Annotated in this window: 18 protein-coding genes and 2 tRNA genes; 6 read left to right on the top strand and 14 right to left on the bottom strand. The window is 45.6% G+C overall.

Translation table 11 applies throughout. The annotated features are described in order from the left end of the window. The first annotated feature begins 143 nt into the window (after positions 1 to 143). The 3 genes from gltB (at position 144) to AC4MRV_RS14680 (ending at position 6573) form a co-directional block, all read left to right on the top strand. Positions 144 to 4607, top strand: coding sequence for a glutamate synthase large subunit (gltB, locus tag AC4MRV_RS14690; RefSeq protein ID WP_491188080.1), 4464 nt, complete (start codon positions 144 to 146; stop codon positions 4605 to 4607). Positions 4608 to 4628: 21 nt separating this feature from the next. Next, positions 4629 to 6041, top strand: a complete 1413-nt coding sequence (locus tag AC4MRV_RS14685; protein WP_491188079.1) for an FAD-dependent oxidoreductase — start codon at positions 4629 to 4631, stop codon at positions 6039 to 6041. Positions 6042 to 6144: 103 nt separating this feature from the next. Further along, entirely contained in the window at positions 6145 to 6573 is a 429-nt protein-coding gene (locus tag AC4MRV_RS14680) for a DUF1499 domain-containing protein (protein ID WP_491188078.1), read from the top strand. 70 nt (positions 6574 to 6643) lie between these two features. On the opposite strand, the gene truB is transcribed toward AC4MRV_RS14680, so the two are convergent. The 10 genes from truB to ubiT form a co-directional block, all read right to left on the bottom strand. Continuing rightward, the gene (gene truB, locus AC4MRV_RS14675; RefSeq protein WP_491188077.1) at positions 6644 to 7594 is read right to left on the bottom strand and encodes a tRNA pseudouridine(55) synthase TruB; all 951 of its coding nucleotides are present in this window, start codon (positions 7592 to 7594) and stop codon (positions 6644 to 6646) included. After that, entirely contained in the window at positions 7594 to 8001 is a 408-nt protein-coding gene (rbfA, locus tag AC4MRV_RS14670) for a 30S ribosome-binding factor RbfA (protein ID WP_491188076.1), read from the bottom strand. Before rbfA ends, truB begins: the two co-directional genes overlap by 1 nt. A gap of 114 nt (positions 8002 to 8115) precedes the next feature. Next, entirely contained in the window at positions 8116 to 10806 is a 2691-nt protein-coding gene (gene infB / locus AC4MRV_RS14665) for a translation initiation factor IF-2 (protein WP_491188075.1), read from the bottom strand. A gap of 22 nt (positions 10807 to 10828) precedes the next feature. Continuing rightward, positions 10829 to 12316, bottom strand: a complete 1488-nt coding sequence (gene nusA / locus AC4MRV_RS14660) for a transcription termination factor NusA (protein WP_491188074.1) — start codon at positions 12314 to 12316, stop codon at positions 10829 to 10831. Positions 12317 to 12340: 24 nt separating this feature from the next. Continuing rightward, a complete protein-coding gene (rimP, locus tag AC4MRV_RS14655; RefSeq protein WP_491188073.1) occupies positions 12341 to 12796 on the bottom strand; it encodes a ribosome maturation factor RimP in 456 nt (151 codons plus the stop codon). A 210-nt stretch (positions 12797 to 13006) separates the two neighbouring features. Further along, a tRNA-Met gene (locus AC4MRV_RS14650) sits at positions 13007 to 13083 on the bottom strand. Between the two features lie 56 nt (positions 13084 to 13139). Continuing rightward, positions 13140 to 13223, bottom strand: a tRNA-Leu gene (locus AC4MRV_RS14645). Positions 13224 to 13252: 29 nt separating this feature from the next. After that, a complete protein-coding gene (secG, locus tag AC4MRV_RS14640) occupies positions 13253 to 13585 on the bottom strand; it encodes a preprotein translocase subunit SecG (protein ID WP_005472784.1) in 333 nt (110 codons plus the stop codon). Between the two features lie 282 nt (positions 13586 to 13867). Continuing rightward, positions 13868 to 14371: a GNAT family N-acetyltransferase gene (locus tag AC4MRV_RS14635; protein WP_491188072.1), complete on the bottom strand. Its 504-nt coding sequence runs from the start codon at positions 14369 to 14371 to the stop codon at positions 13868 to 13870. Further along, a complete protein-coding gene (ubiT, locus tag AC4MRV_RS14630; RefSeq protein ID WP_491188071.1) occupies positions 14355 to 14882 on the bottom strand; it encodes a ubiquinone anaerobic biosynthesis accessory factor UbiT in 528 nt (175 codons plus the stop codon). Before ubiT ends, AC4MRV_RS14635 begins: the two co-directional genes overlap by 17 nt. A gap of 198 nt (positions 14883 to 15080) precedes the next feature. Here ubiT and AC4MRV_RS14625 point away from each other — a divergent pair, with 198 nt between their 5' ends. The 3 genes from AC4MRV_RS14625 (at position 15081) to AC4MRV_RS14615 (ending at position 19150) form a co-directional block, all read left to right on the top strand. Next, positions 15081 to 17120, top strand: a complete 2040-nt coding sequence (locus AC4MRV_RS14625; protein ID WP_491188070.1) for a sensor domain-containing protein — start codon at positions 15081 to 15083, stop codon at positions 17118 to 17120. 117 nt (positions 17121 to 17237) lie between these two features. Further along, positions 17238 to 18251, top strand: coding sequence for a ubiquinone anaerobic biosynthesis protein UbiU (ubiU, locus tag AC4MRV_RS14620; RefSeq protein ID WP_491188069.1), 1014 nt, complete (start codon positions 17238 to 17240; stop codon positions 18249 to 18251). A gap of 20 nt (positions 18252 to 18271) precedes the next feature. Further along, a complete protein-coding gene (locus AC4MRV_RS14615; RefSeq protein ID WP_491188068.1) occupies positions 18272 to 19150 on the top strand; it encodes a U32 family peptidase in 879 nt (292 codons plus the stop codon). 49 nt (positions 19151 to 19199) lie between these two features. Here AC4MRV_RS14615 and AC4MRV_RS14610 read toward each other — a convergent pair whose 3' ends face one another. The 4 genes from AC4MRV_RS14610 to AC4MRV_RS14595 form a co-directional block, all read right to left on the bottom strand. Then, positions 19200 to 20537, bottom strand: coding sequence for an MATE family efflux transporter (locus AC4MRV_RS14610; RefSeq protein ID WP_491188067.1), 1338 nt, complete (start codon positions 20535 to 20537; stop codon positions 19200 to 19202). Positions 20538 to 20579: 42 nt separating this feature from the next. Next, a complete protein-coding gene (locus tag AC4MRV_RS14605) occupies positions 20580 to 20990 on the bottom strand; it encodes a MarR family winged helix-turn-helix transcriptional regulator (RefSeq protein ID WP_491188066.1) in 411 nt (136 codons plus the stop codon). A gap of 103 nt (positions 20991 to 21093) precedes the next feature. Continuing rightward, entirely contained in the window at positions 21094 to 22011 is a 918-nt protein-coding gene (gene nlpI / locus AC4MRV_RS14600; RefSeq protein ID WP_491188065.1) for a lipoprotein NlpI, read from the bottom strand. Between the two features lie 122 nt (positions 22012 to 22133). After that, positions 22134 to 22468 (bottom strand): S1 RNA-binding domain-containing protein (locus AC4MRV_RS14595; RefSeq protein ID WP_491188064.1); only part of this gene is annotated, 335 nt, incomplete at its 5' end.

The following is a 22468-nucleotide window of genomic DNA, read 5'->3' as shown; positions in this document are numbered from 1 at the left end:
AAATTTTGTTAAATATTCTAAGAATATTTAGCGCATATCTATTCGATATATAACAATTAGAATGCATAGTTAGTCATATATACCAACCCTTATTATGTTGGTAGTTCTGTCGGGAAGACAGGTGAAGCAAAGGGAGAATTGCAATGGCTCTATATGATCCAAGTCTTGAGAAAGACAACTGCGGATTTGGCTTGATTGCACACATGGAAGGTGAACCAAGCCACAAATTGGTACGTACCGCTATTTCAGCACTTGATCGCATGACTCACCGCGGCGGTATCGCAGCAGATGGAAAAACCGGTGATGGTTGTGGCCTATTGCTACAAAAACCGGACTCTTACCTACGTTTAATCGCTGAAGAGAATGGCTTTAACCTCGGCAAGCAATATGCTGTCGGTATGATTTTCTTCAACCAAGATCCAGCTAAAGCACAATCAGCCAAAGATGTTATAAACCAAGAACTTGCGCAAGAGACCTTGACCGTTTCAGGTTGGCGTGAAGTCCCGACTAACTCAGCAGTACTTGGCCCAATTGCAGCAGATTCGCTGCCAAATATTCAGCAAGTCTTTATCTCAGCTCCAGCGGGCTGGCGCGAGCGCGACATTGAGCGCCGCCTCTATATTGCCCGTCGACGTATTGAAAAACAGATCACTGATGATAGTGACTTCTATATCTGTAGTTTGTCGACTCAAGTGATGGTTTACAAAGGGCTATGTATGCCTGCGGATCTACCACGCTTCTACTTAGATCTTGCCGATCTTCGAATGGAGTCAGCGATCTGTCTGTTCCACCAGCGTTTCTCAACCAATACGCAACCACGCTGGCCACTTGCTCAACCGTTCCGCTACTTAGCGCACAATGGTGAAATCAATACCATTGAAGGCAACCGCCAATGGGCGCGTGCGCGTGCTTACAAATTTTCATCGCCACTGTTACCGGATCTCAAGACCGCTGCGCCATTCGTTAATGAAACGGGCTCAGATTCTTCAAGTCTCGACAACATGCTGGATCTGTTCTTAGCTGGTGGCATGGATATCTTCCGAGCGATGCGCATGCTGGTTCCGCCCGCATGGCAAAATCACCCTGATATGGACCCAGATCTGCGCGCGTTCTACGACTTTAACTCCAAACATATGGAGCCTTGGGATGGTCCTGCTGGTATTGTTCTATCTGATGGTCGCTATGCAGCATGTAACTTAGACCGTAACGGCCTGCGCCCTGCCCGCTATGTTATTACTAAAGACAAACTTATCACCCTCGCCTCTGAAGTCGGTATTTGGGATTACGCGCCAGATGAAGTCGCAGAGAAGGGCCGTGTCGGACCGGGTGAACTTCTCGTCGTCGATACTCGCCGCGGCAAGCTATGGCAATCGAGCGAGATTGATAATGACCTTAAAGGTCGCCACCCTTATCGCGAATGGATGGATAACAACGTCCATAAACTGACCCCATTCTCCGAATTACCGGATGATAAAGTGGGTGAACGCAGCTTCGCTGATGATCAGCTAAAGACTTACCAGAAACAGTTTGCAATGAGCAACGAGGAAGTCGATCAGGTACTGCGAGTACTTGGTGATATGGGCCAAGAGGCTGTCGGTTCAATGGGTGATGATACCCCTATGGCGGTACTTTCTTCTAAAGAGCGTTTAGTCACTGACTATTTCCGCCAGAAGTTTGCTCAGGTCACTAACCCACCAATCGACCCGCTCCGTGAGAAGCATGTTATGTCTCTGGCAACCAGTATTGGCCAAGAGATGAATGTCTTCTGTGAAACGGATGGACATGCCCACCGCGTGACATTTGGCTCACCAGTTCTGCTTTACTCTGATATGCAGCAGCTGCTCGAACTTAATGACCAGCATTACCGCAGCACAATCTTAGATATTAACTACGATCCTGAAGAGAAAGATCTAGAGAAAGCAATTCAAGACCTGTGTGACCAAGCGGTTGAAGTGGTGCAAGATGGTACCGTTCTGGTTGTTTTATCAGACCGTAATCTGAAAAAAGGCTTGCTACCTATCCCGGCAGCGATGGCCGTCGGTGCGGTGCAAAGTCGTCTTATTGATGCCAACCTACGCTGTGATGCCAACATCATTGCAGAAACAGGCACAGTACGTGATCCTCACCAATTTGCCGTTTTACTTGGTTTTGGTGCAACTGCCGTCTACCCATACCTAGCCTACGAGGCGCTGGGTAAAGTGATCGATGATGGCGGTATTGATAAGAGCTACCGTGAAGTGATGCAGAACTACCAATACGGCATCAACAAGGGTCTGTATAAGATCATGTCGAAGATGGGCATCTCGACGGTTGCTTCTTACCGCTGCTCACAATTGTTTGAAGCGGTTGGTCTAAGCCAAGATGTGGTTAACTTGTGTTTTAAAGGTGTCACGACACGTATTCAAGGCGCCAACTTCGAAGACTTCGAGCAAGACATTTACAACTTATCTCGTAAAGCTTGGGCTAAACGTAAACCTATCGAACATGGTGGGTTGCTCAAATACGTTCACGGTGGCGAGTACCATGCTTACAACCCTGATGTGGTCGGCACACTGCAACAAGCGGTCAAATCGGGTGAGTCATCAGACTACAAGAGCTTTGCTAAGCAGGTAAATGAACGCCCTACTGCGATGCTGCGTGACTTAATGCAGCTGAAAAAGGCTGACACTCCTCTTCCGCTTGAGAAGATTGAACCAAGCACAGAATTGTTTAAGCGTTTCGACTCGGCGGCCATGTCTATTGGTGCACTCAGCCCAGAGGCACACGAAGCACTTGCCACTGCAATGAACCGCTTAGGTGGTTACTCGAACTCAGGTGAAGGTGGTGAAGACCCACGTCGCTTTGGCACTGAACGTAACTCGCGCATTAAGCAGATTGCTTCTGGCCGCTTTGGTGTTACGCCGCACTACCTAACCAACGCTGACGTGCTGCAAATTAAAGTAGCACAAGGTGCAAAACCTGGTGAAGGTGGTCAGCTACCGGGCCATAAAGTAACGGCAGAGATCGCCAAACTTCGTTACTCAGTACAGGGCGTGACACTAATTTCACCGCCACCTCACCACGACATATACTCAATTGAAGACTTGGCCCAGCTGATCTTCGATCTTAAGCAAGTAAACCCGAAAGCTCTGGTTTCGGTAAAACTGGTCTCTGAGCCGGGCGTTGGTACTATCGCCACTGGTGTAGCCAAAGCTTATGCCGACCTTATCACCATCTCCGGCTATGATGGTGGTACTGCTGCTAGCCCACTGACCTCGGTAAAATACGCGGGGAGCCCTTGGGAACTCGGTCTAGCTGAAACTCAGCAAGCACTAGTCGCGAATGGCCTGCGCCATAAGATCCGCCTGCAAGTCGATGGTGGCTTAAAAACAGGTCTTGATGTAGTCAAAGCCGCTATCTTAGGTGCAGAAAGCTTTGGCTTTGGTACTGCGCCTATGGTGGCAATGGGCTGTAAGTTCTTACGTATCTGTCACCTAAATAACTGTGCGACTGGTGTTGCAACCCAAGATGACACCCTACGTAGAGAATACTTCAAAGGCCTGCCTGAAATGGTGATGAACTACTTTGTCGGCCTAGCTGATGAAGTACGTGAACTGCTTGCTGAGCTTGGTGTTGAGAAACTGACTGACTTAATTGGCCGTACCGATCTACTTGAAGCAGTAGAAGGGATGACCGCCAAGCAGAGCAAACTCGACCTTTCAAATATCTTGGAAGCGCCTGTGTCACCGCAAGGCCACCCAGTTTACTGGACGGAGCCTAATGCGCCGTTTGATAAAGCAGAACTCAACCAACAGATTATTGAAGACGCGTTAACCGCTGTGGAAGCGAAGCAATCCGCAGACTTCTTCTATAACGTCATCAATACCGACCGTTCAATTGGCGCGCGCCTATCTGGTGAAATCGCCAAGCGTTATGGCAACCAAGGTATGGCTGCCAAGCCAATTAAGCTCCACTTAGATGGCACTGCCGGACAATCTTTTGGTGTATGGAATGCTGGCGGCGTTGAGCTCTACTTGACTGGTGATGCTAACGACTACGTTGGTAAAGGTATGGCAGGTGGTAAGATCGTCATCAAACCTCACCAAGGCACAGCATTTAAATGTAATGAAGCGACTATCATTGGTAACACCTGTCTATACGGTGCAACCGGAGGTAAGTTATTTGCCGCAGGTACCGCAGGTGAACGTTTCGGCGTACGTAACTCAGGCACCATTTCCGTGATTGAAGGTGCTGGCGATAACGCATGTGAATACATGACTGGTGGTATTGTTGCGATACTTGGCGCTACTGGCGTTAACTTCGGTGCGGGTATGACTGGTGGTTTTGCTTACGTATTGGATAAGAATGAGGACTTCCAAGGCCGCGTAAATGAAGAGTCAGTTGAGGCAGTTGCCCTATCTGACTTACACATTCACCAAGAACATCTACGTGGTCTGATTGCGGAACACCTAGAAGAAACCGGCTCAGTGCATGCTGAAGATATTTTGGCGAACTTTGATGAATGGATTCCAAAGTTCTACTTGGTGAAACCAAAAGCGGCAGATCTAAACACTCTGCTTGGTCACCAAAGTCGCAGCGCTGCAGAACTGCGCGTTCAAGCCCAGTAAGTCATGGAGGATGTATAGATCATGAGCCAGAACGTATACCAATTTATCGACGTACAACGTGTAGATCCTGCGAAAAAGCCAATTAAAATTCGTAAGATTGAATTCGTCGAAATCTACGAACCTTTTACTAAGCAACAAGCGACAGCCCAAGCGGATCGCTGTTTAGATTGTGGTAACCCTTACTGTGAATGGAAATGCCCAGTTCACAACTATATCCCTCAATGGCTAAAGCTGGCCAATGAAGGGCGTATTATCGAAGCGGTAGAATTATCCCACCAAACCAATAGCCTACCTGAGGTGTGTGGCCGAGTATGTCCACAGGACCGACTGTGTGAAGGTTCTTGTACTCTTAATGATGATTTTGGTGCCGTTACGATCGGTAATATTGAAAAGTACATTACTGATAAAGCTTTTGAGATGGGCTGGAAACCAGACATGTCGAAAGTCGAATGGACTGATAAGAAAGTCGCCATTATTGGTGCTGGCCCTGCTGGTCTCGCGGCGGCTGATATTCTAGTTCGTAACGGCGTTAAGCCTGTCGTGTTTGACCGTTACCCAGAAGTTGGCGGGCTACTAACCTTCGGTATCCCATCATTTAAGCTCGAAAAAGGGGTGATGGAGAACCGCCGCAAAGTCTTTAGTGAAATGGGCGTTGAGTTCCGCCTTAATACTGAAGTGGGTCAAGACATCCAAATGCAGCAGCTTATCGATGACTACGATGCGGTATTCCTTGGCGTTGGTACCTATAAGAATATGCGTGCAGGTCTTGAGAACGAAGATGCACCAGGCGTTTACGACGCGCTGCCTTTCCTCATTTCCAATACCTATAAAGTGATGGATTTAGAGGATGACAAACCATTCATTGATATGAAAGGTAAGAAAGTTGTGGTGCTTGGTGGCGGTGATACAGCCATGGACTGTGTTCGTACTTCTATTCGCCAAAATGCAGACCACGTCATCTGTGCTTACCGTCGAGATGAAGCCAATATGCCAGGCTCGCGCCGCGAGGTGAAAAATGCCAAGGAAGAAGGGGTTAACTTTATGTTCAACCTTCAGCCGCTTGGTCTTGAACTGGATAGTTCAGGTAAAGTCTCTGGTGTTAAGGTGGTTAAGACCGCACTTGGCGAACCAGATGAGGCTGGACGTCGTCGCCCAGAGCCGGTTGAAGGCAGTGAACATATACTTGAAGCTGATGCAGTCATTATGGCATTTGGTTTCCAGCCGCATAAAATGGCTTGGCTTGAACCTTATGGCGTTGAACTCGATCAATGGGGGCGCATCCAAGCGCCATCAGAACAAGAGTTTATGTTCCAGACCAGCAATAAAAAGATCTTTGCCGGTGGTGATGCCGTTCGCGGCTCAGATCTGGTTGTAACCGCAATTGATGAAGGGCGAAAAGCAGCCGAAGGTATTCTCGACTACCTAGACGTCTAATTCGACTTTTAGCTCTATCAACATCACAAAAGGATCCGATAATTGGATCCTTTTTTCTTACGCTACATATAATTAAGCCCAAAATAACAAACAGGAATTCAACATGAAGAAAGCAGCTCTTCTTTCCATCGCTATGTTGGGTTTAACCGCCTGTAGCCAAGGAGTTCAAACCATGACGGATCGTACTGCTTCACCATGTGGTGATAAACCTAACTGCGTCTCAACCCAAGATCAGCGCGAGAAATATCAACTCGCCCCGTATACCCTGACAGCAAATGCGAACCTAGAAAGTATCGAGCAAGCTGCCCTTAAACTACCTGGGGCGAAAACTGCAGTCAAAGAAGGGGGTTACTTACGTATCGAGTGTACCTCGAAGGTCATGCGCTTTGTTGATGACCTAGAATTGAAAATAGACGGTGACACACTGGTGGTACGCTCAGAGTCACGTGTTGGCTATTCAGATTTTGGCGTGAATCGTAAACGCGCCGAGCAGTTGCGCGAGCAACTAAAACAAAGCGGTCTCATCGAGTAGCTATTTAGTGGCTAGATACAAAAAACCGAAGCATTAGGCTTCGGTTTTTTTAATTGGCGGGGAAAGCAAATTACTGCTCAGCTTCATCTCGGAAAACAACAAGGCGCTTAGGCGCAACCTTACCGTCATCATTAACTTCTGCCACACCAATAAAGAGTTTCTCTTCACCAGAAGTCATACGCAGAGGCGTTCCTTCTGGCGCGCCGAATACTTGCACTGGCATACCGTGCTGTACTAAGTTGGTTAACTCAGCATTCAGATTCACTTCTGGTAAATCTTCCACGGCTGTATCCATCGGTAACAACAGTGGATCAAGTAACTCTTTCGGCGCAACTTCATCGCGATGAGCTTGCTCTAGCAGTTCGTTGAGCTGTTCAAGCGTTACCATCTTCTCGTAAGGATACTTTGCTACTCCAGTACGACGAAGCATAGTCACGTGAGCACCACAGCCAAGCATCTCGCCAAGGTCATCGACGATTGTACGGATGTAAGTCCCTTTAGAGCAGTGAACTTCCATCTCGACTTCATCACCCTCAAAGCGATGTAGTACGATTTCGTACACAGTGATCTTGCGCGATTCACGCGGCACTTCAATGCCTTTACGAGCATATTCGTACAGTGGTTTCCCCTGATACTTCAATGCCGAAAACATTGAAGGTACTTGGTCAGACTCACCACGGAACTTATCGATAGATGCTTCTAGCTTCTCTAGAGACACATCCACTGGGCGAGTCTCAACAACTTCACCATCAGAATCTGACGTATCAGTACGCTCACCTAGCTTAGCAATCACTCGGTAACGCTTATCTGAATCGAGCAAGAATTGAGAAAACTTAGTTGCTTCACCCAGACAAATTGGCAGCATACCTGTCGCTAGGGGATCCAAAGCACCGGTATGACCTGCTTTCTCTGCAAAGTAAATACGTTTTACTTTTTGCAGCGCATCATTAGATGAAATGCCTGTTGGTTTATCCAGAAGGACAACACCATTAATTGGACGACCTTTACGACGACGAGCCATTACTCTTCTCCTGCTTGGTCTTCTTCGCGACCAGACTCTTGCTGCTTACGCTTATCTTCGCTTACCACTTCAGAAACAAGGTTCGACATACGCATACCTTCAACTAAGGTATTGTCGTAATGGAAGCGGACTTCAGGTGTCAGACGTAGACGAATGCGCTTACCTAGCATCATACGAATGTGAGCTTCGTGCTCACGCAGTGCTTCAAGGCATGATTCTGGCGTTTGCTCGCCAACGCATAGGAAAGTAACAAATACTTTTGCGTAAGCTAAGTCACGTGACACTTCTACATCAGAAATGGTCACCATACCTAGGCGAGAATCACGAACTTCGCGCTGCAGGATCATCGCGAGTTCTTTTTGCAGCTGCTGTGCAACACGCTGCGTGCGGCTAAATTCTTTTGACATATCTTTTCTCTTATTAGAAAGAATGGGGGGATGGATTAATTCCAGCCCCCCATGGCGTATTCAACAACCAATTATTGCTTATTCATCAATGAGTAAGCCGATAATTACAGTCAATTAGTCAAGAGTACGTTTAACTTCTACGATTTCGAATACTTCGATCTGGTCACCTACGCGAACATCATTGTAGTTCTTAACGCCGATACCACATTCGTAGCCGTTCTTAACTTCTTGAACGTCATCTTTAAAGCGACGAAGTGACTCTAGTTCACCTTCGTAGATAACAACGTTATCACGTAGTACGCGGATTGGGTTGTTACGCTTGATTAGACCTTCAGTTACCATACAACCAGCGATTGCGCCTAGCTTAGGTGACTTAAATACGTCACGTACTTCAGCAAGACCAATGATCTCTTGCTTGAATTCTGGAGCAAGCATACCGCCCATTGCTTGTTTAACTTCGTCAATCAATTGGTAAATGATTGAGTAGTAGCGTAGGTCTAGGTTTTCGTTCTCAACTGTACGACGTGCAGTTGCATCAGCACGAACGTTAAAGCCAAGGATGATAGCGTTAGAAGCCGCTGCAAGTACTGCATCAGTTTCAGTAATACCACCAACACCAGAACCAACGATGTTCACTTTAACTTCATCAGTAGAAAGTTTCAGTAGAGAATCAGAGATTGCTTCTACAGAACCCTGTACGTCAGCTTTAAGAACAACGTTCAGCTCTGCAACTTCACCTGCCGCCATGTTAGAGAACATGTTCTCTAGTTTCGCTTTCTGCTGACGAGCTAGTTTAACTTCACGGAATTTACCTTGACGGTAGTTCGCTACTTCACGAGCTTTACGCTCATCACGTACAACTGTTGCTTCATCACCAGACGCTGGTACACCTGAAAGACCTAAGATCTCTACAGGGATAGAAGGACCTGCTGTTGTTACTTCTTGACCGTTTTCATCGCGCATTGCACGAACACGGCCGTACTCTTGACCACAAAGAACGATGTCGCCTTTGTTTAGAGTACCAGACTGAACAAGTACAGTTGCAACTGGACCACGACCTTTATCTAGGCGAGATTCAACAACAACACCAGACGCCATGCCTTCTTCAACCGCTGTAAGCTCTAGAACTTCAGATTGTAGAAGGATAGTTTCTAGAAGACCTTCGATGTTTGTACCCTGTTTCGCAGAGATGTGAACGAACATGTTCTCACCGCCCCACTCCTCAGGAATAACGTCGTATTGAGCTAGCTCGTTCTTAACGTTATCTGGGTTCGCGTCTTCTTTATCGATCTTGTTCACAGCAACAATCAGAGGTACGCCTGCCGCTTTCGCGTGCTGGATTGCTTCGATTGTTTGTGGCATTACGCCATCGTCTGCTGCTACTACTAGAACTACGATATCTGTCGCTTGAGCACCACGAGCACGCATTGCAGTAAACGCCGCGTGTCCAGGAGTATCAAGGAAAGTAATCATACCGTTGTCAGTCTCAACGTGGTATGCACCGATGTGCTGCGTGATACCGCCTGCTTCACCTGAAGCAACGTGTGCTTTACGGATGTAGTCAAGTGTAGAAGTCTTACCATGGTCAACGTGACCCATGATAGTTACAACAGGAGCACGAGGAACTGCTTCAGCGTTGTTGTCACGATCTGACAGTACCGCTTCTTCTAGCTCGTTCTCTTTACGGATGATTACCTTGTGACCCATTTCTTCAGCAACTAGCTGTGCTGTTTCTTGGTCGATAACTTGGTTGATAGTCGCCATAGCGCCCATCTTCATCATCACTTTGATAACTTCTGTTGCTTTAACAGACATTTTGCTAGCAAGCTCAGAAACAACAATTGTTTCACCGATAACAACGTCAGCTTTTGCAACTGTTGCTGTTTTATCGAAGCCTTGCTGCATTGAAGTAGGCTTAGCCAGTTTACCGCGGTTATTACGGCCTTTGCCACCGCGTTGATTACGGCCACCACGGTTTTGGTCGTCGTTGCTAGAAGCTTTTTTCTTCTTCTTACGACGACCGCCTTCTTCTTTGCGATCAGCTGCATCTTCAGCTTCACGAGCGTAAGAAGAAGTCGTTACGTGATAGTCAGAGTTCTCTAACTCTTTCTTCTTCTTCTCTTCTTCGCTCCAGCGAGCTTCGTTTTCTTCCGCTAGCTTACGCGCTTCTTCAACAAGCTTTGCAGCTTCTTGTTCGGCTTTACGCTTCGCTTCTTCTTCCTGACGACGTTTCAGTTCATCAGCTTCTTGCTTCGCTTGCGTGTTCGCTTCTGCGTTCTTTGCATTCATTTCTTTCTTAGCCTTATCAGCTTGTACGCGTTTTGCCTTCTCTTCAGCGTCACGTTTTGCGTCCGCTTCTCGCTTCGCTTTTTCTTCGGCCTCGCGTTGTGCTTTCTCTGCAGCTTCACGTTTCGCTTGCTCTTCAGCTTCACGTTTCGCAAGCTCTTCGGCTTCACGCTTAGCTGCTTCCTCAGCTTCGCGTTTTGCTTCGTCTTCGATAGTGCTGCGCTTCACGTAAGTGCGCTTTTTACGCACTTCTACTTGAACATCCTTACTCTTACCGCCACCAGCATTAACGCTTAGTGTGCTGCGAGTCTTACGCTGTAGCGTTAAACGAGTAGGCTCAGCTTCACCAGAAGTGTCGCCATGCTCTTTCTTAAGGTGAGTCAAAAGCTTCTGTTTTTCTTCATCAGAAACTTGATCACTACTCGCTTTCTTCATTCCAGCGTCAGCAAGTTGTTCAATTAAGCGGTCCACTGGAGTTCCAATTTCTTCACTCAGTGCCTTAACAGTAATTTGTGTCATGCCGCTTCCTCCTTGCTGAATATTATGCGTCTTCGCCGAACCAACAGATGTTACGAGCTGCCATAATTAGCTCACCCGCACGTTCTTCAGTTAGGCCTTCGATACCTTCTAGGTCATCAATGCCTTGGTCTGCTAGGTCTTCCAGCGTTGCAACACCTTTAGCAGCCAGCTTAAATGCCATCTCACGCTCTAGACCTTCAAGGCCAAGTAGGTCTTCTGCTGGTTCAACACCTTCAAAAGATTCTTCTTGAGCAAGAGCAAGAGTGGTTAATGCATTCTTCGCACGATTACGTAGTTCTTCGACTAGGTCTTCATCAAGACCGTCAACTTCTAGTAGCTCATTTACTGGAACGTAAGCTACTTCTTCTAGAGTTGAGAAGCCTTCTTCAACAAGCAGTTGAGCAAAATCTTCTTCAATATCTAGGTGCTTCATGAAGCTTTCAATTGCAGCTTGAGACTCTTCAGCGTGTTTCTTCTGAAGATCCGCTACTGTCATAACGTTTAGTTCCCAACCAGTTAGCTGAGAGGCTAGACGTACGTTTTGACCATTACGGCCAATAGCTTGCGCTAGGTTATCCGCTTCGACAGCGATATCCATTGAGTGTGCGTCTTCATCAACGATGATAGATGCAACATCTGCTGGCGCCATTGCATTGATAACGAATTGAGCCGGGTTATCGTCCCAAAGCACGATATCGATACGCTCACCACCAAGCTCACCAGATACAGCTTGTACACGTGCACCACGCATACCAACACACGCACCAACAGGGTCGATACGCTTGTCGTTAGTTTTCACAGCAATCTTAGCGCGCGAACCTGGATCACGTGCTGCACCTTTAAGTTCGATGATTTCTTCAGCGATCTCAGGCACTTCCACGCGGAATAGTTCAGCTAGCATCTCAGGCTTAGAGCGAGTGATAAACAGCTGGAAGCCACGAGCTTCTGGAGCAACTTTGTACAGGAGACCACGAACACGGTCACCTGGACGGAAGTTTTCACGAGGAAGTTGGTCATCACGTAGGATCACAGCTTCAGCGTTGTTACCCAAATCTAGAACAACAGTTTCACGGTTAACTTTCTTAACCACACCTGTTACTAGCTCACCTTCATTGTCGATGAACTGTTCTACGATTTGCGCACGCTCAGCTTCACGTACTTTTTGTACAATTACTTGCTTAGCTGTTTGCGTTGTGATGCGGTCAAATGTCACTGACTCGATATCATCTTCAACAAAGTCACCTAATTGGATTTCTGCATCTTCATATTGAGCAGCTTCCAAAGAGATTTCTTTTGTTGGATTTTCAACTTCTTCTACTACCAACCAACGGCGGAACGTTTCGAACTCACCAGTTTTACGGTCGATCTCAACACGTACATCGATTTCGATCTCGTGTTTCTTTTTCGTAGATGTTGCAAGAGCAATTTCTAGGGCTTCAAAGATACGTTCACGAGGTACGGCTTTTTCGTTCGATACCGCTTCTACTACCGCTAAAATTTCTTTACTCATTTTAAATAGCCTCTAAGACTTTAATTAAAATTTAGGGATGAGGTTCGCTTTTGAGACGTTGCTAAGCGCAAACTCTTCTTCGTTACCATCAACAGTAACTGAAATCGTTTCACCATCAACTGAGTGGATAACGCCTTTCCACTTACGACGGTTGCCTACAGCCATCTTCAAAACGAGGCTTACCTCGTGACCAATAAATTGTTCATAGTGCGCTGCTTTGAAAAGTGGTCTTTCTAAGCCAGGAGAAGACACTTCAAGGTTGTAAGCCACTGTGATTGGATCTTCAACGTCCATAACCGCGCTTACTTGGCGGCTAACTTCAGCACAATCTTCGACGTTAATGCCGTTTTCGTGATCAATAAAGATACGTAACGTTGAGTGCTCGCCTGCGCGAATAAATTCTAATCCAACTAACTCATAACCTGATGCCGCTACAGGAGCTTCAAGCATTTCAGTAAGTTGTCTTTCTAAACCAGTCATTTAAACCACTCCAGAAACAAAAAAAGGGCTCAGAGCCCAATTTAAATTCCAAGCAACACACTAAACTTTCCAAAACGGAAAATTTAGATAACAAAAAACCCCGAAAAGTCGGGGTTTTTTGTTGCTGGACCCTGATACGTCAAGCGATATCGATGCCGCTTAACTCGCAGTATTGCTACTGCGCAAACTTGCCTAAATCCTGAAAGGATTTGGTTGCGGGGGCCGGATTTGAACCGACGACCTTCGGGTTATGAGCCCGACGAGCTACCAAGCTGCTCCACCCCGCGTCCGACTTGTCGAGCATTATACGCTCTCCAAGGTGTTTTACAAGTTTGTAAATCAATGGTGCCGAGAGAGGGACTCGAACCCTCACACCTAAGGCACTAGCACCTCATGCTAGCGTGTCTACCAATTTCACCATCTCGGCAGCTAAATCTATCTAAAAGCTAGAATAGCTTATTGAGGAATTTCGTCGCCTTGAGGGGCTGGAATTTCACTCGCATCATCAGCTTGCTGGATGATCTGACCTTGAGTCGGGTCAACCCATTGTGACTCAGTTTTATGTGTAGACATATTACCAAGCACTAAGCTAAGGATGAAAAATACTGTTGCAAAAATTGCAGTCATTCGGGTTAGGAAGTTACCTGAGCCGCTTGCGCCAAACACTGTGTTTGATGCGCCTGCACCGAATGAGGCTCCCATATCTGCGCCTTTACCTTGTTGAATCAACACTAGGCCGATTACACCAACCGCTGCCAACAGGTAAATCACAAGTAGAACTGTAAACATGATTTCCACCTATGTTCCAAATTGTTGAGCCAGCGCCGCTCGAAAACTTTACATGAAAATACGGTTTTAGAACAAGGCTAGCGACCTCCTTTCCGAAGGCCGAGCAATACTAGCGAAACGCTATGACGCTGACAAGAGATAATTTACAAAAAAACACCGCTAAAGCATCAAACGGTCAAAAAAAGGGCAAAATAGCACTCTTCTAATGCTTTGCGAGGTTATATATAGCTAACTCACTCTAAGTTCACACTTTATGTCAGCTAGATCGCGACTTGCTTAAAGTTAAAGTTGGTTGAACTCGGAACAATATTCAATTAATCCACTACGACCACGGAACTCACCTTCTGCTAACGCTTTGACCTGAAACGCCCCTTTTGGCACATCCCATATACAGCGCATCTCGTGTAGCTCTGCCGCCGCAAAACCAAAACGTGAATAATAGGCAGGGTCACCTAACACAACACATGCTGGGTAACCTAATTCAAACAACGATGCCATGCCCTCTTCAATCAGTTGTTTTGCAATACCTTGGCAGCGAAACTCTTCTTTTACTGCAAGAGGAGCTAAACCTTGCCAGTTTAGATCTTCTCCATCTAAAGTTACCGGACTAAACAATAGATAACCAACAACTTCACCGTCATCCGTTGATGCCACCAATGACAATGAACGGTGACCGTTTTCTCTTAGCTTCATTACTAAGTCTGCTTCAGCTTCTGTTTCAAATGCAGACTTTAGTAATCTGTCTACGGCTAGAATATCAGCTGGCGCTTCAGTTCGAATAAGCATTTACTACCTCACTTTGTGTCGAAGGCGATTGTAAGCCTTTCTGCACAAACTCGGCTAGTTGATTTAATAAACTTTGTAACGCCTTTGGCAAGGAATCCAAATCAACACTATCCATTAAGTTCTTAACCTCGAGACCGAGCTCCGTGTCCCCTTCAATCGATAGGCGACGTTGGAAGAACAATGTGTCAGGGTCTTCTTTGCGTCCTGCTATAAGCACTAGATCATTTAGATTGCCACTAAACGCTACATCTTCCTGAACGGGTTTATCCGCAACCACTAAACGCTCATCTTCATAACTGATATACCAACTTAACTGCATATCCTTCACTTCTACTTTGAGCCATTTTTCTTCCAAGAACTCAAAGTCACCATCTTCTAATGCTTCTTTAAAAACAGTTTTAAGCCCTTCTAACAAGGCTTTTTTTTGTACAGATTGCGGTAATAAGTGGACTGGAGATCGCAAAATTGATGCGGCGTTTTGAACTAGTTGGGTGCGAATCTTGTTAATCACGCGAGTTATCCGTTAACTTGTTTACTTGAATAGCCCATCATAGTGGATGTTCAAATGTGGATTTATGTTATTTATCAAAGAATCTGCGTTAACAGCTAACTCTTTAATATCACGTCAATGCCAGTTATATTAATAGGGTAGGACTATCCACTAGCCTAATGGAACTCACAGCTCTTAGGGAATATCGGTAACACCTTGATGCTATCGCAACAACTTCAGCACTGGTTTGCAAAAATAACGGATAACAGTCCGTTTTTTTTCGCGATCCTAGATAACCAGCATAACTATGCTCTGGTTAATGGTCGCTATTGTGATATCGCGGGTCTGTCCCCTAATGAACTGGTCGGCATGAACGACTCCCAAATATTAGGCGAACAATTCTATTGCCTGTTAAAGCCTTACTATGAGCGAACGTTTAGCGGGGAGTCGCTTGAAGCAGAGGTAACTCTAAGCGGAAACGACATAGAGACAAGCCTCCACTTTAGTCTCTCTCCTATTTCAGGTGAGAATGGTGTCGAACATGTTATTTTTCACGCCATCGACACATCAGAAAAACACATTCTTATTCGTTCTTTAGAAGAGTCTGAGGGACGTTTCTCAACTTTAACGTCCTTGCTACCAGATGGCTTATTGCTAGTGGAAGATGACTGCATAATCTCCGCCAACCCTGCTGCTATTCGATTGCTAGGTTTTGAATCCACTAGAGATTTACTCGGTGAAAGCTTTTCTCGATTATTTGTAGATGAGAAAACCAAAACCGTCTTTTCAGACACACTAGGCTCAACCTTAGGTGAGGCGCCATTAATGTGCCTCACGGGACCTCGTTGCGGATTTGAACGTCGCGTGCAGCTCAATGCAGACTCCACCATGGTACTTGGCAGCAACTCGCAGTTGATTTTAATCCAAGATGCGGAAGCAACACCCAAGTTACTCTCAAATGCAGCTCAAGAAGATGCACATATAGATTCTCTAACCGGGCTCTACAACCGCTTTGGTTTTACCAAAAGGCTAGAGCAGCTGATCCAAAATGACACACCATTAATCATGCTCTACTTGGACATTGATAACTTTAAGAACATCAATGATTCATTAGGCCATCACATCGGCGATAAAGTCATTAAAGAGGTTTCTTCTCGTCTTAAGCGCCTTTTACCTCAACAAGCGGTATTAGGGCATTTAGGAGGAGATGAATTTGGTTTGATATTGCCTGAGCCAGAAAACAATCGCATGGCGGAGATGCTCTCTGAGAGAATCATCTCTTTGATTAACCAACCATTCGATCTGCACCATTTTAGTAAGCGATTAGCTTGTTCAATTGGCAGCGTTGCTTACCCTGGTGATGGCAACGACGCGCGAATTCTTCTGCAAAATGCAGATACAGCAATGTACGAAGCAAAGGATCGCGGCCGTAACAGGTTGATTAAGTTCAATGACCAAATGAACAAAGAAGCTCGTATGCGCCTTTGGTTGGAAATTGAACTGCAAAAAGCCTTACAGCAAAACGGGTTAGAGGTCTGGTATCAGCCAAAAGTAAACGCAAGAGATTTCAGTATCAATGGTGCTGAAGCTCTTATTCGCTGGAAGCACCCCGTTGAAGGCTACATTAGTCCAGCCGCATTTATTCCTGTCGCAGAGCGTGCAGGCCTGATTGAACATTTAGGCCGTGTGGTTATGCGAGAGGTATTCAGCACAGTAAAACGTTGGAAGCTGCAAGGGATTTTACCAGGGCGAGTCGCTATCAACCTGTCACCTGAACAATTTGGAAATCCAAAGCTCATCGATTATATGGAGAAGCTTCTCCGCTCTACTGAACTTGATCCTAGTTGCATCACATTTGAGTTAACGGAAAGCGCTGTAATGAGTGACAGTGACCATACATTACAAATGCTAAATGCAATTAAGAAACTGGGGTTTTCGCTATCCATTGATGACTTCGGTACGGGTTACTCTTCTTTATCTTATCTGGCGCGTTTTCCACTTGATGAGCTTAAGATTGACCGTGCGTTTATCACTGACATTGATACTCTACCTAAGCAGGTTACTGTCATCGAGAACATCATCAACCTCGGAAAATCCCTAAACCTCACCGTGGTGGCTGAAGGGGTAGAGACACAGCAACAAGCGACACTGCTTTCCAACTTAAACTGTAACTCAATTCAAGGCTTCCACTTCTATCGCCCTCAACCAAAACAAGAAGTTGAAGAGCTGTTTGCACAAAACCGTCGCCACAAAAACTAACTCCAAGTGAGTATTTCACTTAGAAAGTCACCCAAACCTGCCTTACATCAAATTTGCCATTCATAATTCTTCATAAAATGCTCAGCAATTTTTGAAGAGACAGTCTTGGTAAGAGCAATGGAACTCCTATGCCCTGCAGGTAACCTTCCTGCATTAAAAACAGCCATTGATTGTGGCGCAGATGCGGTGTACATCGGTTTTAAAGATGATACTAACGCCCGTCACTTTGCAGGTTTAAATTTCACTGGTAAGAAGCTAGAAAAAGCAGTTCAGTACGTTCACGACCACAACAAAAAGATCCACGTAGCACTTAACACCTTTGCTCATCCTGATGGCTTTGAACGTTGGCCTGACGCTGTAGACCGAGCAGCCGATAATGGCGTCGATGCATTGATTGTGGCTGATATTGCCGTTCTTGACTATGCTGCGCGTAAGCACCCAGATTTGGAGTTACACCTCTCCGTTCAAGCTTCTGCTACCAATGTAGCAGCTATCGATTTTTACAAGAATAACTTCAATGTAAAGCGTGTTGTTCTCCCTCGAGTGCTGTCTATTCACCAAGTCAAACAGCTGTCACGCAATATCACCCGCGATGTTGAGCTAGAAGTATTTGCGTTCGGTAGTCTTTGTATTATGTCTGAAGGACGTTGTTACTTATCATCTTATATGACAGGTGAATCACCAAACACTGTCGGGGCTTGCTCACCAGCAAAATACGTTCGTTGGCAAGAAACAAACAAGGGCTTAGAGTCTCGCCTTAATGATATTCTCATCGATCGCTACAGCGATGGTGAAAACGCTGGCTACCCAACGTTATGTAAGGGTCGCTTCACAGCAGATTTAGAAGAGCAAACCAAGGCTTACCACGCACTCGAAGAGCCAACCAGTTTAAACACCCTATCAATGCTTCCAGATCTATTTGCAGCTAACGTTGCTTCAGTGAAAATTGAAGGCCGTCAACGCAGCCCTGCTTATGTCGAACAAGTGACACGAACCTGGCGTGCAGCGATCGATCGCTACCTCGACAACCCTGAAAACTATCAAGTTGAGCCAAGTTGGAACGCGACATTAGCAAATGTGTCTGAAGGTACCCAAACGACACTTGGCGCTTACCATAGAAAGTGGCAGTAGAGGTCAGGATGGAAAATAATATGAAATACGCACTTGGCCCACTACTTTACTTCTGGCCAAAGCAAAACGTTGAAGACTTTTATCAACAAGCAAAATCTAGCTCAGCCGATATTATTTATCTGGGTGAAAGTGTTTGCTCAAAGCGTCGAGAAATGAAGCCTGCTCATTGGTTTGATATCGCTAAAGAGCTAAGCCAAACGGGCAAACAAGTTGTGCTGTCTACCATGGCACTGCTTGAGGCTCCAAGCGAAGTCAACATCATGAAGAAGTACATCGATAATGGTGACTTCGCCATTGAAGCCAATGATGTTTCCGCAATTCAACTGGCGAGTCAAAGCAAAGTACCGTTTGTGGTTGGTCCTGCAGTCAATACCTACAATGCCCACACGTTAAACCTGTTCTTAAAACAAGGGATGACTCGCTGGTGTATGCCTGTTGAACTGTCACGTGAATGGCTAAGCAACGTGCTTACTCAATGTGAAGATATCGGCATAAAAGGTCAGTTTGAGGTTGAAGTATTTAGCCACGGTTATCTGCCTCTCGCCTATTCTGCGCGTTGCTTTACCGCGCGAGCAGAGAACAAAGCGAAAGACGATTGTGAGACGTGCTGTATCAAGTACCCAACCGGTATTCAAGTGAGCAGCCAAGAAGGCCAAAAGGTGTTCAACCTAAACGGCATTCAAACTCAATCTGGCTATTGCTATAACTTAATCAATGATCTACCAAATATGAAAGGCTTAGTTGATGTGGTTCGATTAAGCCCGCTCGGTATTGATACTTTCTCCGAGTTAGATAACTTCCGCGCCAATGAAACAGGCCAAAAACCGATGCCAATCAATAACAGGCAATGTAATGGCTATTGGCATCAACTTGCTGGATTAGAAGTAAAAAATATCTAGGCGTATATCAATCTAGAGTATTAAAAAAAGGGCTCAAAGAGCCCTTTTTCTATGCATGTGCTACCTGAGTATGCTGATTTTGATAACGACGAACATCCTTAACCAGGAGCAAAATAACCACAAGACTCAAGGCAATGTTTGACAGCGGATACGCAATCCAGATCCCAGGCACACCAAATAACTTCGGCATAATGTATAGGAATGGAAGCTGAATCAGCATATTACCCACCGTAACAAACATCGCTTTGCTGCCCTTATTAATCGCTTGATAATACGCACCTGCGACAACTAAGAAACCATCTAACGCCAAAGCAAACATATGCAGGCGGATCCCCAATACCGTGTGCTCCACTAACTGGGCGTTACCTTTATTAAATACTGATACAAACTCCGTTGGGAATACGTTAAGCAACACCACAAAGCCTAGCCCTATTAATACCGAGCTCGACATCGCAACTTTGAGTAACTTCCGAATATTATCTTGGTTACGTGCGCCGTGGTTGTAGCTAACCAAGGGCTGCATGCCGTTAGCAATTCCTTCAGCAGTTAAGTAATAAACCGTAACGATATAGCCTAAGATCGCGTATGCTCCAATCATCAGTTGGTCACCATATTGCGCAAACAATGCGTTATGCAGTGCCACCATCATTGAACCGTAGGCGTACATAAAGAAGCTCGAAGTGCCAATAGCAAAAATCTTCGGTATCACATCCAGCTTAAGCCTCAACTCACTCCAACAAAGGCGTAAATTGGCTTTGCCAGAGAAGAAGTAAATCAATCCAAGCGCAGTCACAACTAACTGCGCGATAGCAGTCGCTAACGCTGCACCAGTTAGTTCCCAATCCAACCAAGCAATAAACAGGTAGTCGAGCACAATATTGATAACGGCACCGACCACCATCAGCATAGTCGCCAGATTAGGACTATCGTCATTGCGTAACAAAAATGGCATAGCAATCGAGCCTAGCGTAAAAGCACACGCCCCAATCAATATATGCAGATACTGAAGGCCGAGTTCAAACACACGCCCTTCGGCACCTTGCCAATAGAGAAAGTCTTCAGCAAAGAAAAACAATACTCCAGATACCAGCGGCATTAGCGCAAACAGTAAAGTGATACCGGTTGCTAATATTTGCTTCGCTCCTGGTGAATCACTCTCCCCTTGACGAATCGAGACAAGCGCCCCCGTCCCCACACCTATCAGCATACCAATACCAAGAATGGAGCCAATTACTGGCCAAGCGACATTAATACCTGCTAATCCATCAGCTCCGACATAGCGTCCAATAAAAATACCATCAACCACCTGATAGAGACCATTAACTAACATAGCCGCTACTGTTGGAATGGTATAACGCCAAAATTGTTTATAAATCGAAGTTTGCATGCTCTCACCACAAGTTAGCCAGGCTAACTAAATAGATAAATTTTACTTTAAAGATTTTTCTAGCAATCTGACCAGTGAACTAACTTCTTCACTCGTTAGCTTTTTCCCCATTTTTTCAGCAATACGTTGATATACCACCTGTTCATAGGAAAGGTCTTTGACTACCTGTTCAGTCAATTTCACTCGCTTCGCTCGACCATCTTCAGCACAAGAAACTCGCTTCACCAAGCCTTTTTTTTCCAACCTCGCCACCATATTTGATGCTGATGGTTTGGTTACCTTCATCTCATCCGCTAAGTCGGTAATACGAATGCCTTGTTGATGTTCTTCAATGAGCTTTAAATAGTCGTACTCATTAAAGCTAAGCCCTGAGAGCGAGTCCTCTTTTGCATGCACTCGCCATGCTTTAGCGCAAAAACGCTCCAGTTCCATTAAATAACTTTCTAAACTCATGAGACTCACTTTTAGTTAGCAAGGCTAACCATTTTATTGAAATCAGATTATTTGGCAACAAAAAAAGCCACTGTATGACAGTGGCTCTTCCTAATTCATCGGCTTAATTAGACGCCTGTAGCTGCTCCAACTTAGCTTTAGCGAGCTGTTGCTCTTTGACTTCATTATAAATTCTAGTCAATTCAAGGAAAGCGTAGCGATGTTCAACATATTCATACACATTAAATGAGATGGCGAGTTTGTACAGCGAAATCGCGCTCGCAAAATCCCCTTCACTTTGATAACGCTTACCCAAATAGAAGTATGCCTCAGTTAAACGCTGAGCGAGTAAAGTATTATCACGTGTCCCTGATAAGATCGCTTTAAATGCTTGCTCTTCAGAGACATCACCTAATGTAATTGCAACCAATACCCAGCCCCACTGCTCATCGCGAGCTTGATAGCGCTCTATCAATTGCTGGCGCGCAACCTCTGGCTCATTTTCGGCTTGGATCAAATAAAGCCATAGTGCTCGAAATGGATCCGTAGGATCTTGCGCAAAATGCTTTCGCATATCTTCTAACGCTAACTCAATACGATCGCCATAGTAGAGTGCAATCGCGCGATTTCTTGCTGCATAAGAGTTTTCTGGATCAAGTTCCAACGTCGAGTCGAATGCATCGTAGGCTGCATCAAACTCACCCACTTGAGTGAAATAGACGCCAAGTAAGTTGAATAGGTCCGGTTGAGCAGGATTCAGAGCCAAAGACTGGTTGTAATCTAAACGAGCTAAATCTCTAAGGCCTACGCTATCGTAGTAATTACCCCGTTCATAAAACATCTTAGCGCGTACTTCATTCGTCAAATCAGGGCGCTGAAGCAATTGGCTTAAACGAGCAATCTGTACTTCCTGCTGCACACTAGCCTGCAAAGGTACCGCCATTGGCGGGTAAAGCCACTCAGCCTTTTGACTTGAGTTAGAGGCACAGCCAGCAGTAACCAGTAATGTTAAGCCTATAGCTGCGGTTTGAAACCATTTCACAAATATGTACTCCTGTCGCTAAGCTACTCGCTTAGTTTAGTCCGCAATAAAAAAGGGAGCGTAGTGCTCCCTTTATAACATGCTTTTAGCACAATAGGCTAATACGCCTATTGTTGACTAAATTAAGCGTCAGTTGCTGGTTTTTCTTCAGCTGCTTCTTCAGTCTTTTCTACTGCTTCTTTCATGCTTAGACGAACGCGGCCTTGGCGGTCGATTTCAAGTACTTTAACTTGAACTTCTTGACCTTCAGCTAGGTAGTCAGACACTTTCTCCACGCGCTTGTCAGCGATTTGAGAGATGTGTACTAGACCATCTTTACCTGGAAGAATCGTAACGAATGCGCCGAAGTCAGCTAGACGAGCAACTTTACCTGTGTAGATACGGCCCACTTCAACTTCAGCAGTGATCTCTTCGATACGACGGATTGCTTCTTTCGCAGCTGTACCTTCAGTTGCAG

It is taken from the genome of Vibrio sp. (assembly GCF_984391705.1).
This window is presented reverse-complemented; position numbering and strand designations above follow the sequence as displayed.